At 66.8% G+C, this 14,624-nt stretch carries 11 protein-coding genes and 1 pseudogene; 8 read left to right on the forward strand and 4 right to left on the reverse strand.

Annotated elements, in window-relative coordinates:
* Nucleotides 1-253 (reverse strand): annotated as a pseudogene (locus ACLMAJ_RS30455) (hypothetical protein); the annotation flags it as partial.
* Nucleotides 254-403: 150 nt separating this feature from the next.
* Nucleotides 404-745: an ABC transporter substrate-binding protein gene (locus tag ACLMAJ_RS30460; protein ID WP_412017308.1), complete on the reverse strand. Its 342-nt coding sequence runs from the start codon at nt 743-745 to the stop codon at nt 404-406.
* Nucleotides 746-802: 57 nt separating this feature from the next.
* Between ACLMAJ_RS30460 and ACLMAJ_RS30465 the strand changes: the two genes are divergently transcribed.
* Together ACLMAJ_RS30465 and ACLMAJ_RS30470 are read left to right on the forward strand one after the other, a co-directional pair.
* The gene (locus ACLMAJ_RS30465) at nt 803-1,219 is read left to right on the forward strand and encodes a MarR family winged helix-turn-helix transcriptional regulator (protein ID WP_412017477.1); all 417 of its coding nucleotides are present in this window, start codon (nt 803-805) and stop codon (nt 1,217-1,219) included.
* A gap of 264 nt (nt 1,220-1,483) precedes the next feature.
* The gene (locus ACLMAJ_RS30470) at nt 1,484-2,782 is read left to right on the forward strand and encodes a M18 family aminopeptidase (protein WP_412017309.1); all 1,299 of its coding nucleotides are present in this window, start codon (nt 1,484-1,486) and stop codon (nt 2,780-2,782) included.
* Here the strand turns inward: ACLMAJ_RS30470 and ACLMAJ_RS30475 are convergent.
* Nucleotides 2,731-4,038 (reverse strand): glycosyltransferase 87 family protein, encoded by a 1,308-nt coding sequence (locus ACLMAJ_RS30475; protein ID WP_412017310.1) that lies wholly within the window; start codon nt 4,036-4,038, stop codon nt 2,731-2,733. The genes ACLMAJ_RS30470 and ACLMAJ_RS30475 overlap by 52 nt on opposite strands.
* A 247-nt stretch (nt 4,039-4,285) precedes the next feature.
* Here ACLMAJ_RS30475 and purL point away from each other — a divergent pair, with 247 nt between their 5' ends.
* The 5 genes from purL to ACLMAJ_RS30500 all read left to right on the forward strand — a co-directional run bounded on the left by purL (nt 4,286) and on the right by ACLMAJ_RS30500 (nt 11,290).
* Nucleotides 4,286-6,580 carry a phosphoribosylformylglycinamidine synthase subunit PurL gene (gene purL, locus ACLMAJ_RS30480; protein ID WP_412017311.1) on the forward strand — a complete coding sequence of 765 codons (2,295 nt, stop codon included), beginning with the start codon at nt 4,286-4,288 and terminating at the stop codon, nt 6,578-6,580.
* A gap of 50 nt (nt 6,581-6,630) precedes the next feature.
* Nucleotides 6,631-8,340 carry an alpha/beta hydrolase gene (locus ACLMAJ_RS30485; RefSeq protein ID WP_412017478.1) on the forward strand — a complete coding sequence of 570 codons (1,710 nt, stop codon included), beginning with the start codon at nt 6,631-6,633 and terminating at the stop codon, nt 8,338-8,340.
* A 123-nt stretch (nt 8,341-8,463) separates the two neighbouring features.
* Nucleotides 8,464-10,191 carry an alpha/beta hydrolase gene (locus ACLMAJ_RS30490; RefSeq protein WP_412017312.1) on the forward strand — a complete coding sequence of 576 codons (1,728 nt, stop codon included), beginning with the start codon at nt 8,464-8,466 and terminating at the stop codon, nt 10,189-10,191.
* Complete coding sequence (locus ACLMAJ_RS30495) at nt 10,188-10,826, forward strand: CPBP family intramembrane glutamic endopeptidase (RefSeq protein WP_412017313.1); 639 nt, start codon at nt 10,188-10,190, stop codon at nt 10,824-10,826. Before ACLMAJ_RS30490 ends, ACLMAJ_RS30495 begins: the two co-directional genes overlap by 4 nt.
* A 68-nt stretch (nt 10,827-10,894) precedes the next feature.
* Nucleotides 10,895-11,290: a sterol carrier family protein gene (locus ACLMAJ_RS30500; protein WP_412017479.1), complete on the forward strand. Its 396-nt coding sequence runs from the start codon at nt 10,895-10,897 to the stop codon at nt 11,288-11,290.
* Nucleotides 11,291-11,354: 64 nt separating this feature from the next.
* On the opposite strand, the gene ACLMAJ_RS30505 is transcribed toward ACLMAJ_RS30500, so the two are convergent.
* Entirely contained in the window at nt 11,355-12,716 is a 1,362-nt protein-coding gene (locus ACLMAJ_RS30505) for a YhgE/Pip domain-containing protein (protein WP_479725045.1), read from the reverse strand.
* Between the two features lie 144 nt (nt 12,717-12,860).
* Between ACLMAJ_RS30505 and purF the strand changes: the two genes are divergently transcribed.
* Nucleotides 12,861-14,465, forward strand: a complete 1,605-nt coding sequence (gene purF, locus ACLMAJ_RS30510) for an amidophosphoribosyltransferase (RefSeq protein ID WP_412017314.1) — start codon at nt 12,861-12,863, stop codon at nt 14,463-14,465.
* The last annotated feature ends 159 nt before the right edge of the window (nt 14,466-14,624 follow it).

Here is a 14,624-nt window from a genome sequence, read left to right on the forward strand (position 1 = left end):
CCGTCTCGCTTCCGAGCAGTCGAAGCGCATGCGCCGAAGGCGCGAGTCTCGACTGCTCGGAAGCGAGACCAAGGGGGCCGCGAACACGCGACGCCGCAGGCGTCGCCAAAAAGACACAGCCGCGAACACGCAGCGCCGCAGGCGCTGCCAAAAACACAGCGGGATCGGACAGGAAGTCGCCGAAGTCCGGCAGCCCGAGCGGCACGAATCGTTCCAGCACGTTCGCGTTCGGATCGATCAGGCTGCCGCGCACCGCCTTTGCCGATTCACGTGGCCAGATGCCAGGCGTTGCCGATGATCGCCCAGCGGCGCACACCGTACTCACGTTCGAGCCAGCGCACCGCGGGGAGGGCCTGGCCCGCCGGGTGCTCGCCGAGCATGAGCACGCCGGGGAGTTCGTCGGTCAGGCCCCTCGTGTCCGGTGGCCATCAGGTAGGGCACTCGACTCGCGTTCGCGCGGGCGACGGCCCGGCGCACCGCGGAGGTGTGCCAGCCGGTGATCGCGTCCACTATTCCGGTGGCGAGTAAGGCGGCGATCTCGTCGGCGACCTCGCTCGGCCCGCCCGCCATCGATATTCGTTGTCCGAATTTCGCGTCCAAGAATTCCTGCGCCGCCGTTGATCTCGCCGACAGCAAGGGCAATTGCGGCGTCGCACGAGGCGGCGACGATACCGCCGGGACCCTGCATCGGAACGATGTTCAGGATCTCGATAGTCCCGTCTCGGGCCTCGCTGAACGCCGACATTCGGTACTCTTCTTTTCGTTCGAGCGAAATTCAGGCAGGCAGGAAATTATGACGACCATGGTAGGCGGATATTCCACGCTGCATGGCGCGCTGCGTGCCGCGGAACGCCGTTGGCTCGGTCACCTCGATGACGCACTGTGTGCAAGGCAACTATCGGCCGATCAGTGGTCGATGCTGTCGAATCTGTCCAACGAGACCGGCATCACAATGAGTGAATTGGCGGCTAGATCGCAGCTCGCGCCGTCGTCGGCGACCAGGCACGCGGACTTTCTCGCGGACCGCGGCCTGATCTTCCGGTTGGCCGCCGAGGATGATCGGCGCCGGATTCTGATCGGGCTGAGCAGGCTCGGAGTCGATCTCGTCGAGTCCGTGCAGGCCGAGGAAGCGCGTGCGGAGCAGCAACTGCGTGCCCGGATGGGTGCTCGCCGCTATGCCGAGTTGATGCGGCTACTCGAACTTGTTTGCGGGACCTGACTTTCTGTGACTTGAATTTCCGCGATCCGACTTTCGGCTCGCTGTTTCGACGTATTGAAGGAAATGTAATTCATCGGATGTAATCGTCCGATGAATGCCTGAATAGTCCGTTTCCTCGGCAAATGGTGAGCGAAACACTGTCCTTCGGTTCTGTTCCCGACCGAATTGTTCGGGCGATCGTCACAGGTCCGGGAGATCGTCGCGCAGGCCGGCGAACCGTCCGCGCGGTGAGCCTGCGCGCGCGGGCTGCCTAGGATCGCACGCATGCCCGTTTCCAGTACTGCTGCCACAGCCGCCGGATTGTGTGCGTTCATCGACGAGTCGCCCTCGCCTTTCCATGTGTGCCGCACCGCCGCGCGCGAACTGGAGGCCAACGGCTTCACCCCGCTCGCGGAGTCGGCGCCGTGGCCATCGGACGGGCCGAGCCGCCATTACGTGGTTCGCGGCGGCTCCCTTGTCGCGTGGGCCACGGCGGACGCTTCCGGCAGCACGCCCTTCCGTGTCGTCGGCGCGCACACCGACAGCCCGAATCTGCGGGTGAAGCAGTATCCGGACCTGGCTGTCGCGGGCTGGCAGCTGGTAGGGCTGGAGCCCTACGGCGGCGCGCTGCTGAATTCGTGGCTCGATCGGGAGCTCGGCGTCTCGGGCCGGCTGAGCGTGCGTGACGGAAACGCGGTGCGCGAGATACTGGTTCGCATCGACGAGCCGATCCTGCGGGTGCCGCAGCTCGCGATCCATCTTTCCGAGGATCGGCGCGGTGTCACGTTGGATCCGCAGCGCCACGTCAACGCGGTCTGGGGTGTCGGCACCGAACCGCGCTCGTTCCTCGCTTTCGTCGCCGAGCACGCCGAGGTCGACCCGGCCGCGATTCTCGGCTGGGAGCTGATGACCAACGATGTGACGCCGAGCAGGCTGATCGGGCCGGACCTGGATCTGGTCAGCGCCCCACGGCTGGACAATCAGGGCACCTGCTACGCGGGGCTGCGGGCCTTCCTCGCGGCGAGCGCCGAACCGGGGGCCGCGATTCCGGTGCTGGCGATGTTCGATCACGAGGAGGTCGGCAGTCAGTCCGATCGGGGCGCGCAATCGGATCTATTGCCGACCGTGCTCGAGCGCATCGTGCTCGCCCGCGGCGGCGGCCGTGCCGAATATCTTGAAGCGCTGGCCGGATCCGTCTGCGCCTCGGGCGATATGGCGCACGCGACGCACCCCAACTACCCGGAGCGGCACGAGCCCGCGCACCGCATCGAGGTGAACGGTGGCCCGGTGCTCAAGGTCAACCAGAATCTGCGCTACGCCACCGACGCGGCGGGTGCGGGCGCGTTCGCGCTGGCATGTGCCCAGGCGCGGGTGCCGTTGCAGCGCTACGTGCATCGCGCCGATCTGCCATGCGGTTCGACCATCGGCCCGATGACCGCGGCGCGCACCGGCATGTCGACCGTCGATGTCGGCGCACCGCAACTGGCCATGCATTCGGCCCGCGAGATGATGGGCGCCGAGGATATTGCGACCTACGCCGCGGCGCTGGCCGCTTTCCTCACGCCCGCCGCCACCGGACGGTAATCGACAACGGCGACAACGAATATCGCGAGGGTGGCCAACACATAGGCGCTGCCGATGAGCTGCTGCCACCAGGCCCAGCCGAGCTCACGATCGTGCTGGTGCGGTAGCAGCCACTGCGGGCCGATCGCGAACATCACCGTGAACACGGCGACGGCGCCGATGAACCATCGATTGCGCCTGCCGCGTGCGATGGCGTCGGCGGCGACCACCAGGGCGGGTGCGATCCAGACCCAGTGGTGCGACCAGGAGACCGGCGAGACCAGCAGGACCACGGCCGCGTTGACCATGAGCGCAGCCACGTTCGCGCCGGTCTCGATGAGCCTGCGCATCCAGATCGCGGCAAGCCCGATCGCGATGAGCGACAGCGTGATCCAGATCAGGGTCGCCAGTGAATCGGAGACGCCGAGCCGGAATGCCATTCCCTTGAGCGACTGATTGCCCGCGTAGTACGGCGGTCCGATCCGTCCGGTATCGGCGAGGGTATGGAACCAGTACTCGACCGAATCGCTGGGAAACAGCAGGAATCCGAGCCCGATCGCGGCGGCCGCGGACAACACCAGGGTGCCCGCCGCTTTCCAATCCTTGCGCAGCAGGAAATAGAGCAGGTAGCCAGCCGGGATCAGCTTCACCGACACCGCGATGCCGATCAGCATGCCGCGCGGCCAGAATGGTTTGCGCACCAGGCAATCCATCGTGACCGCCGCCATCAGCACCAGGTTGATCTGTCCGAACCCGAAGGTCTGGCGCAGCGGCTCCAGCAGTTGCAGCAGCGCGATCGCGGTGATGACCAGCGGCAGTACAACCTTCCTGTCCAACTCCGGTCGCAACCGCGCGAGCACCAGCCACAGGGTGATGCCCAGGCTCAGCACCGAGGTGGCGAGCACAAGCACCTCGGCGACCACCAGCGGCATCGCCGCGAGCGGTGCGAAGAACAGCGCGGCGAGCGGGGGATAGGTGAACGGCAGCCCGATCCCCATCACCGGCGGCATCGGGCCGTACAGCTCGCCGCCGTCGAGCCAGACCCTGGCGCCGGTGCGATAGACCTGCAAGTCGATGTAGCCGCTCCACCAGTGCACGAGCAGCGAGACGACGGCCGAGACGACGAAGAGGGCAATGGCGCCGATCAGCCAGCGCGTCTGCCGGTTCGACAGCGGGGGGCGTGAGGACACCGGGTTGGTCTTCGCGGATTCCGAGCGCACGTGCTCCGAGGTAACGGGCTGCTCAGCCGGATCCGCAACCCCCGATCGATCGTTCACCGCCAAAGCCTAACGGTTGCGATGTCGGCCGATGTGTGCCGACCCAAGCCATTCGACGGGGTTTACACCATGTCTTGCGTCACAGTCCGCGCAACGGAATTCGGCGTCGTAACCCGTCGGTATCGGTGCGCGAAACCGGCGAACCGGGCTCGCGGCCGATGCGGCCCGCCGCCGGTCCGGAGCCACCGCTAAACTTCGGAGCGAATCCCCAGCTTCGCGCTCCGGCCCGAAAGGACCCTGGTACTCCGTGACTCCGCAGGTCGACACCGTCAGCGCAGCAGCAGCAACTCCGGATCTATCGCAGCCCTATAAAGAACTGGGTCTGAAAGATGACGAGTACGCGCGGATCAAGGAGATCCTCGGTCGCAGGCCGACCGACGCCGAACTGGCGATGTACTCCGTGATGTGGAGCGAGCACTGCTCCTACAAGTCCTCGAAAGTGCATCTGCGCTACTTCGGCGAGACGACCACCGACGAGATGCGGGCCTCCATGCTCGCGGGCATCGGTGAGAACGCGGGCGTCGTCGATGTCGGCGACGGCTGGGCCGTCACCTTCAAGGTGGAAAGCCACAACCACCCTTCCTATGTCGAGCCGTACCAGGGCGCGGCCACCGGCGTCGGCGGCATCGTGCGCGACATCATGGCCATGGGCGCACGGCCCATTGCGGTGATGGACCAGCTGCGCTTCGGTGCGGCGGACGCGCCCGATACCCGCAGGGTGGTCGACGGCGTCGTACGCGGCGTCGGCGGCTACGGCAACTCACTCGGCCTGCCGAACATCGGCGGCGAGACCGTGTTCGATGCCTCCTACCAGGGCAATCCGCTGGTCAACGCGCTGTGCGCCGGGGTGATGCGGGTCGAGGATCTGCATCTGGCCTTCGCCTCCGGCGCCGGCAACAAGATCATCCTTTTCGGTGCGCGCACCGGCCTCGACGGCATCGGCGGCGTTTCGGTACTCGCCTCGGACACCTTCTCCGGCGACGAGTCCGGCACCGGCCGTAAGAAGCTGCCGAGCGTGCAGGTCGGCGACCCGTTCACCGAGAAGGTGCTCATCGAGTGCTGTCTCGAGCTCTACGCCGCCAAGCTGGTCGTCGGCATCCAGGATCTCGGCGGCGCCGGGTTGTCCTGCGCCACTTCCGAACTGGCCGCGGCGGGCGATGGCGGCATGCACATCGACCTGACCAAGGTGCCGTTGCGCGCCAAGGGCATGACCCCGGCCGAGGTGCTCTCCAGCGAATCGCAGGAGCGCATGTGCGCGGTCGTGACGCCGGAGAACGTCGAGGCGTTCATGGCCGTCTGTCACAAGTGGGATGTGCTCGCCACGGATATCGGTGAGGTCACCGACGGCGACCGCCTCGTCATCAGCTGGCACGGCGAGACCGTTGTCGATGTGCCACCGCGCACCGTCGCCCACCAGGGCCCGGTGTACGAGCGTCCGGTGCGGCGTCCCGACGATCAGGACGCGCTCATCGCCGACAGCACCGACACGCTGACCAGGCCGAAGACCCCGGACGAGCTGCGCGAAACATTGCTGCGGATGATCTCCAGCCCGCAGCTGTGCAGCCGCAAGTGGATCACCGAGCAGTACGACCGCTACGTGCGCGGCAACACCGTGCTCGCCGAGCACGCCGACGCGGGCGTCATCCGCATCGACGAGCAGACCGGCCGCGGTATCGCGCTCGCCACCGACGCATCGGGCCGCTACACCAAGCTCGACCCATACACCGGCGCGCAGCTCGCGCTGGCCGAGGCCTTCCGCAATGTGTCGACCACCGGCGCGACACCGAAGGCCGTCACCAACTGCCTGAACTTCGGCTCCCCCGAGGACCCCGGTGTGATGTGGCAGTTCCAGCAGGCTGTGCGTGGCCTCGCGGACGGCTGCGTCGCCCTTGGTATTCCGGTGACCGGCGGCAACGTCAGCTTCTACAACCAGACCGGCCAGGACGCGATCCTGCCGACCCCGGTCGTCGGTGTGCTCGGTGTCATCGACGATGTGCACCGGCGCATCCCGACCGGCCTCGGCCTGGAGCCCGGCGAGACGCTGATCCTGCTCGGCGATACCCATGACGAGTTCGGCGGCTCCATCTGGTCCCAGGTCGTGCACGACCACCTCGGCGGCGTGCCGCCCAAGGTCGACTTCCCCCGCGAGCAACTGCTCGCCGAGGTGCTGACCGCGGGTTCGCGCGACGGCATGATCAGCGCCGCGCACGATCTGTCCGAGGGCGGTTTGATCCAGACCGTCGTCGAGGCCGCACTCGCGGGCGAAACCGGTTGCCGCATCCTGCTTCCCGAGGACGCCGATCCGTTCGTCGCACTGTTCTCCGAATCCGCGGGCCGGGTGCTCGTCGCGGTGCCACGCTCCGAGGAGACGCGCTTCACCAAGATGTGCACCGCGCGGGAGCTGCCGTGGGTGCGCATCGGCGTCGTCGACCAGGGTGCCGACTCGGTCGAGGTCCAGGGTCAATTCAGCATCCCGCTGACGGAATTGCGCGCCGCGCACGAGGGCACGCTGCCGAAGCTGTTCGGGGCCAGCGCGATTTGAGCGCGGCTGGGGCTCGAGAAGTCTCAGTACGCTTGCGCGACGGCGTCGGCATGGTTGTCGGCGCCGTCGAGCGGTTCTTCCATCCCAATTACATCGGGCTCATCGTCGCCACGCTCTTCTTCGCCTGGTCGCTGACTCCGTCACTGCTGCCACGCGATTGGTTGTTCGAAGGCTTGGTCAGCGGCATCAACGCGGCCATCGGCTATGGCGTCGGCTGTGTGCTGGAGTGGATGTACCGCAGGTGGATTCGGCCCAATGTGCACCTGCCCACGTCGGTGACGCACGTGCTGGAGAAGCAGCCCAACTGGCTACCCGGCGCGGTCAAGGTCGCGATCGTGGTGGCATGCGTGGTCGTCGCGATGGAGATGATCGTGCAGTCGGCGCGGTGGCAGCGCGAGATCACCGCGTTGATGGGCATGGATTCGATCACCACCTCGGGGTTCCTGCGCACCGGCGCGTTGAGCGCACTGGTCGCCGCGATCGCCATCGGAGCGTTCCGAGGCATCAGGTGGCTGGTTCGGTGGGTCGCCGGTGAGCTGACCGAATGGGTGCGCATTCCACGCCGGGTGGCGATGCCGGTCGGCTTCGTCCTCGTCGCGATCGCCGCGATCCTGCTCTTCAACGGCGTGCTGACCAAAGCCTTTTTCAGCGTGGCGAATTCGGCCTTCAGCGTGCGCAACGGTCATACCTCACCCAATGCGGTGCAACCGCAACTACCCGAGCGTTCCGGCAGCCCCGCGTCGCTGGCGAAATGGGAGACGCTCGGCTCGGAGGGGCGCTGGTTCGTTTCCTACGGTCCTGACGCCGCAACCATCGGCCAGGTCACTGGCAAGCCCGCGCGCGAGCCGATCCGGGTGTACACGGGACTCGAATCCGCCGAAGGCCCTGAGGCGCAGGCGGAACTGGCGGCGGCGGAACTGGAGCGCACCGGCGCGTTCGACCGCAAGGTGATCGTGGTGGTGACCACCACCGGCACCGGGTGGGTCGACTCGACCAGCGCGGAGTCCGTCGAGATGATGTACGGCGGCGACACCGCGATCGTCGCGAGCCAGTACTCGTATCTGCCGAGTGTGCTGTCGTTCCTGTCGGACAAGGACAAGGCGACGCAGGCCGGAAAGCTGGTGTTCGACAAGGTCTATGAGCATTGGTCGGCGCGGCCGGCGCAGGCCCGGCCGAAGCTGCTCGTCTATGGCGAGAGTCTCGGCTCGCAGGGTTCGGAGGGTGCCTTCACCGGGCTCGCCGATATTCGCGCGAAGGCCGACGGAGTGCTGTGGGTCGGGCCGCCGAACTCGAATCGGCTGTGGAGCGAGTTGACCGCGCGCCGCGATCCCGGTGCGCCCGAGATTCTGCCGACCTACGCGGACGGCCTCGTCGTCCGCTTCGCCAACGACCGTGGCGATCTCGCGAAACCGTCGGATACCTGGCTGACGCCGCGCATCGCCTACTTGCAGCATGCCTCGGACCCGGTGATCTGGTGGTCGCCCGATCTGCTTTTCGAAGAACCCGATTGGCTGCGCGAACCGCGCGGGCCGGATATTTCTCCGACGATGGCCTGGTATCCGATAGTCACGTTCTGGCAGGTCGCCGCGGATCTGCCCAATGCGCAGGGTGTCACGGACGGACACGGGCACCGCTACGGCACGCTGGTGTTGGACGGCTGGGCCGCCATCGCGCAGCCACCGGATTGGTCGGTCGAGCTCTCCGATCGGATCAGGGATTATCTGGAGCTGTCCGCCGTGCGCGAGCGTCAGCTCAAATAGCGACGCAGCACTTGCGCGCGGACCCCGGCCCCCTGGTGCGCCGGTAATCGCTTGGGCTGGGTCGCCGCGTGGGGCTCGGTCGACGTCCGGACGACTGTTACCCACCGCCATACTGTTCGGGTGATGACGGCAACGACTCTGACGAAGCTGCGTGCGCGCGTCGTCGTCGTCGTTCGGCGTGCCGAGGACATAATCGACCTGAACTATGTGGGGCTGATCGTCGCGACGGTGTTCTTCGCGCTGTCGGTGACGCCTTCGCTGGTGCCGCGCGACTGGCTGTTCCAGGGCCTGATCAGTGGCGTAAACGCCGCGCTCGGCTACGGTCTCGGCTGCATGCTGGAATGGTTTTTCCGCCTGTGGATCCGGCCGCGGCTGAAGCTGCCCGCGCCACCGACCTGGGTGCGCTACGCGGTGAAGTCCGCCATCCTGCTGACCGCCGCGCTGAGCGCGGGCCTGATGCTGGTGCAGTCGGCGCGCTGGCAGCGCGAGATCACCGCGCTGATGGACATGGAAGGCACCACAACACCGGCCTACCTGCGCACCGGACTGCTCAGTGTGGCGGTCGGCGCCGCGGTGGTCGCGGTGTATCGGACACTGCGCGAGACCATCCTGTTCCTGGCCCGTCAGCTCAACCGCTGGGTTCGGGTGCCGCGCGAGCTCGCGCCGACCGCAGGGTTGCTGGTGCTGGTGCTGCTGGCCGTCACGATCTTCAACGGCGTTGCCTCCCGGGCTTTCTTCGCCGTCGCCAACTCGGCATTCAGCGTGCAGAACGATCACACTTCGCCCAACGCGGTGCAGCCGAATCAGCCCGAGCGGTCAGGTAGCCCCGCGTCATTGGTGAAATGGGAATCGCTCGGCTTCGAGGGGCGGTGGTTCGTTTCGCACGGCCCCTCCGCCGACCGGATCGCGGCCGTCACCGGCCGACAGGCTCGCGAACCGATCAGGGCCTATGTGGGATTGGAGTCGGCGGCCGACGGCGAGGCCCAGGCACAGCTCGCGGTCTCGGAGTTGGAGCGCACCGGCGCCTTCGACAGGAAGGTGATGGTGGTGGTCACCACCACCGGAACCGGCTGGGTGAACGGGATGGCTACCGGGGCGATCGAATACATGTACGGCGGCGATTCCGCCATCCTCGCATCGCAGTATTCGTATCTGCCGAGTGTGCTGTCGTTCCTCGCCGACCGCGGCAAGGCCATCGACGCGGGCAAGCGAATTTTCGATGCGGTGTACGAGCATTGGAAGGCACGGCCGCCGGAGACGCGGCCGAAACTGCTCGTGTACGGGGAGAGCCTTGGTTCGCAGGGCGCGGAGGGCGCGTTCGACGGGCTCGCGGATCTGCGTACGAAGGTGGACGGTGCGTTGTGGGTCGGCCCGCCGAACTCCAATCGGCTATGGCAGCAGTTCGTTTCACGACGTGATCCCGGATCGCGGGAGGTCGAGCCGGTCTACGCGGACGGTCTTGTCGTCCGATTCGCCAGCGACAGTGCCGATCTCGCGAGACCTGGTCCCGAATGGCGATCCCCACGCATCGCCTATCTACAGCACGCCTCCGATCCCATCGTGTGGTGGTCGCCGGATCTGATCTTCTCCCAACCGGATTGGCTCTCCGAACCGCGTGGCTCCGATGTCACCTCGCAGATGCGCTGGTGGCCCTTTGTCACCTTCTGGCAGGTTGCCGCCGACCTCACCAACGCACAGGGTGTCACCGACGGCCACGGCCACCGTTACGGCAGCCTGGTGCTCGACGGTTGGGTGGCCGTCGCGCAACCGCCGGATTGGACCGTGGAACTCTCCGACAAGATCCGCAGGCAGATCGAGGCCGCCGAGGGCTACGAGCGGGAGATCAAATGAGTGGAGGTGTTGCGAAAATTGTTGCCGCCGTTGCCGTGCCATTGGTCTGGAGTAATTGGTTGCTGCCGCGCCTCGGATTCGATCCGCGCGGCAGGACCGCCGTCAATGCGGGATTTGCCTCAGGGTACGCGCTGGTATTCGGTGGCAGGGCGAACTGGTTTTCGGCCCGCGGCCTGCGCTATGGGCTGGTCTCCGCGTCTGCGGTGATCGCCGGTTACGGTGCGGCCGTTGCCATTCCCGGAGTCCGAAGTCGGCTGCGTGAGCTCGCCGACCGCGGACCCGATGTCACGCTCGCGGAATGGGTTGTCGTGCACATCCCGATCGGCACCGTGTACAGCGAGGAACTGATCTTCCGCGGCACGCTTGATCCGCTGCTGGACAAGACCTTTGGCGCACGGGCGGGAATGCTGCTCGGCGCGAGCACCTTCGGGCTGTGGCATATCCTGCCCGCGCGCGCCGCAGGCGACAGCATCCCGGCTACCGTCGCCGCCACCGCCCTCGGTGGCCTTGCCTTCGGTCTGTTGCGTCGCCGCACCGACAGCGCCGCCGCGCCCGCCATGCTCCACCTGGCCATCAACGCGGGCGGAGCCCTCGCGCCACGGCTCGCCGCTCGGTGGACTCGCCGCCCCCGCTGATCGGTTGGGCGCAGCCGACCGTGGCCGCCCGTCATTCGGTGACGGTGTACGCCAGTACCCTCGGCACCGTGGCGGGAAATTCGACGGTGGATCCGGTGGCATTGCGCGCGGCGATCGCGGCGGTGAGCGCGTGGTTGCGGGACGAATCCGCACCGCAGCCCGCCCGCACCGAACTCGCGGCGGCGGTCCGCACCACCGTGCGTGCGCTGGCCGCCTCGGCGCCCGGGCACTCCGTCGAGGTGCGGGTGCCGCCGTTCGTCGCGGTGCAGTGCGTCGAAGGACCGCGGCACACCAGGGGCACACCGCCGAATGTGGTGGAAACCGATCCGAGGACCTGGCTGTTGCTCGCCACCGGCCTGCTCGAATTCGACGGCGCGGTCGATGTCGGCGCGGTGACCGCATCGGGGAGCCGGGCCGCGGAAGTCGCGCACTGGCTGCCGATCACACGGCTGTCCTCGGACTGACGGGGCGGCAGTCGGGCGGTTTCCGAGCCTGCCATCGGTCGAACCGCGTCCGGCGCCGCGTCGATCAGGCGGTGGCCGCGGGGGTGCTCGCGCGGCGGTGCAAGCCCTTGCGGTCGTAGTAGCGGGTGATGATCGCGCCGAATCCGACACCGATGGCGAGGCCGAGTCCTGCCATCCAGACGCCACGGGACAGGCCTGCGGCGTAATTCCCGTCGAAGTACAGGATGGCGCGGACACCGAGGAAGACCTGGTGCATCGGCTCGAACTCGGCCAGCCAGGTGAGGTACTTCGGGGTGGCCTCGATCGGCACCGTTCCGCCCGAGGACGGTAGTCCGAGGACGATGAACAGGATCAGGTTCACCAGCAGCCCCGCGGAGCCGATCGCGGCGAGCACCGAAAGCCCGGTGATGCCGACGGCGATGATCGCGAACGCGCTATAGAGGAACAGGCCGAGCGGATGATCAATCGGCATGCCGAGCGCCTTGGCGACGACGAGGTAGATCGCCGCGACGATATTCGCGGTCAGTACCAGCACGCCCCACTTGATCAGCAGCGTGTGGAATCGGGAGATCGGTGTCGCGGGGAAGTGCACGAACCACGGCCCGTACTCGGTCGGCACGAAGCCGAGCGCCGCATCGACCATTGTGTGAATGGTCATAGAGCCGACCAGACCGGCCAGTAAAAGCAGCAGCGCGAAGAAGAAGGCGGTCAGCCCCTGCCCGGTGCCGCTCGGCAGCGGGCGGAACGGTTCGACGACGATCTGTAGCGGATTCTCTAGTGCCACGCGGGTGACTCCGGACAGCTCCGGTGCGGGCGGCCCGCCGGGCTGCGGCGTCAGCTGGGCTTTGACCTGCTCGGTCAACTGCTTGCCGACCTGCGCGTTCACCTGCGGCAGCGCCTGGCCGCCGATGTGGTTGACGATCTCGGTGGCGAAGGCGCCGGTGCGCGGATTGGTCTGCAGTGTGATGATCGGGCGCTCGATATCGCCGGGAACCACGCTGCCGACGCCGAAAATGCCGAGCCGCTTGCTGAAATCGCTCGGAATGATGATGGCGCCGTAGATCCTTCCGTCCTGCATCTGCAGTTGGGCCTCGTTGATGCCGAGCACACGCAGGTCGATCTCGTCGGCGGGTACGGCCTGCTTCAGACCGTCGGCCACCTGGTCACCGAAGTTGACGCGCCGCTCCTGACCCGGTGCGCCTATCGTGTCCCCGACGTCCTGGTTGACAAGGGCGATGGGGAAGTCGTGCAGGTTCTGCTCCGGGTCGACGACATAGTCCAGGTACATGATGGCGAGCAGTGTGGTCAGCAGGGTCAGTACCGCGACGGGAAGTAGCACCATGCGAACCCAGCGGCGCCGCTGCGACCCTCCCGTATCGCCTCCTGCTGCGCTCGCACTCATGTCCGCACTGCCCGTAGTCGTCACGGGTCGCACGTTAACAGCAGACCGGGTCGGAATCTGCCCGTTCGCCATGGCGATTGCTGTATGGATGCGACGTTGGTGATCACGCACCGGAATTCACCCGTAGAATGACGGTTGCCCCCAGCCCGCCCGAACAGGGAGCAAACGGTGACCAACGCCGAACTACCGGTCGACAGCACATCCGTTGAGATCAACTCAGCCACCGCCGCTGCGGATCAGGACGAGAACGAGCCGCGCGAAGAGTGCGGCGTGTTCGGAGTCTGGGCGCCCAGCGAGGACGTGGCGAAACTCACGTACTACGGCTTGTATGCGTTGCAGCACCGTGGTCAGGAGGCGGCGGGTATCGCCGTTTCCGATGGTTCGCAGATCTTGGTCTTCAAGGATCTCGGACTCGTCAGTCAGGTGTTCGACGAGCAGACCCTGGCCGCGATGCCGGGGCATATCGCCATCGGCCACTGCCGCTATTCCACCACCGGCGGCGTCACCTGGGAAAATGCCCAGCCGATCTTCCGTACCACCTCCGTCGGTTCCGGACTTGCCTTGGGTCACAACGGCAATCTGGTCAACACCGCCGAATTATCGGGCCGGGCAAGGGAACTCGGACTGATCGGCGGTGCCACGGTAAAAGGTGGTCGCCAGGGACCGATCGCCGCGACCTCGGACTCCGATGTGGTGACCGCGCTGATCGCACACGCCGCCGCGGACTCGAGCATCGAGCAGGCCGCCATGGAGCTGCTGCCGACGTTGAAGGGCGCTTTCTGCCTCACCTTCATGGACGAGCACACCCTCTACGCCGCGCGCGACCCGCACGGTGTGCGCCCGTTGTGTCTCGGCAGGCTCGATCGTGGCTGGGTTGTTGCCAGCGAAACCGCCGCACTGGATATCGTCGGCGCCGCCTTCGTCCGTGATATCGAACCAGGCGAACTGCTGGCGATCGACGCCGAAGGCGTCCGGTCGATGCGCTTCGCCAATCCCGAGCCCAAGGGCTGTGTCTTCGAATTCGTATACCTCGCGAGGCCGGACAGCACCATCTCCGGTCGCTCGGTGCACGCGACCAGGGTGGAGATCGGGCGGCTGCTCGCGCATGAGCATCCGGTCGACGCCGACCTGGTGATACCGGTTCCGGAATCCGGCACCCCGGCCGCGGTCGGCTACGCCCAGGGTTCGGGCCTGCCCTACGGGCAGGGCCTGATGAAGAACGCCTACGTCGGGCGCACCTTCATCCAGCCGAGCCAGACCATTCGCCAGCTCGGCATCCGACTCAAGCTCAATCCGCTGCGCGAGGTGATCCGCGGCAAGCGGCTCATCGTTGTGGACGACTCCATCGTGCGCGGTAATACCCAGCGCGCGCTGATCCGAATGCTGCGTGAGGCGGGTGCGTTGGAGATCCATGTGCGGATCGCCTCGTCGCCGGTCAAGTGGCCGTGCTTCTACGGCATCGACTTCGCCTCGCGGGCGGAGCTGATCGCCAACGGTGCGGGCGCGGAAGACAGTTACGCCGACATGGTCGAGGGCGTGCGCCGCTCGATCGGTGCCGACACCCTCGGCTACATCTCGACCGAAGGCATGATCGCCGCGACCGAACAGCCGCGTTCGCGACTGTGCTGCGCGTGCTTCGACGGCAACTACCCGATCGCACTGCCCACCGAGGCCGCGATCGGCAAGAACGTGCTCGAGGGCATGCTCAGTGGGCAGTCGGAGGCGATGCTGTTGGGTGACAACGCGAATGCGAGCGCGCTGAGCCGTCCCTGAAAAGTGCCGTTTCTCCGTCCTGAGAACTCGGCTGTTCTTCCCGGCGGGAGTCGGGACATACGGTGGTCTCTGCGCCCTGCTTCGCCCCACCGATCCGACGCCATCCACTGACGACCGAGTCGAGTGCAAGGTCCGACGCGAGCCCGTTCACCGGACGGG

Origin of the sequence: Nocardia arseniciresistens (assembly GCF_046764875.1) — a bacterium.
GTDB lineage: Bacteria > Actinomycetota > Actinomycetes > Mycobacteriales > Mycobacteriaceae > Nocardia > Nocardia arseniciresistens.

Excerpts from the sequence above, each read along its gene's own strand:
- ACLMAJ_RS30470 (WP_412017309.1), top strand. The coding sequence starts at position 1,484 with ATGCCCGTTTCCAGTACTGCTGCCACAGCCGCCGGATTGTGTGCGTTC.
- ACLMAJ_RS30485 (WP_412017478.1), top strand. The coding sequence starts at position 6,631 with ATGGTTGTCGGCGCCGTCGAGCGGTTCTTCCATCCCAATTACATCGGG.
- ACLMAJ_RS30495 (WP_412017313.1), top strand. The coding sequence starts at position 10,188 with ATGAGTGGAGGTGTTGCGAAAATTGTTGCCGCCGTTGCCGTGCCATTG.
- ACLMAJ_RS30490 (WP_412017312.1), top strand. The coding sequence starts at position 8,464 with ATGACGGCAACGACTCTGACGAAGCTGCGTGCGCGCGTCGTCGTCGTC.
- ACLMAJ_RS30465 (WP_412017477.1), top strand. The coding sequence starts at position 803 with ATGGTAGGCGGATATTCCACGCTGCATGGCGCGCTGCGTGCCGCGGAA.
- ACLMAJ_RS30460 (WP_412017308.1), bottom strand. The coding sequence starts at position 745 with ATGTCGGCGTTCAGCGAGGCCCGAGACGGGACTATCGAGATCCTGAAC.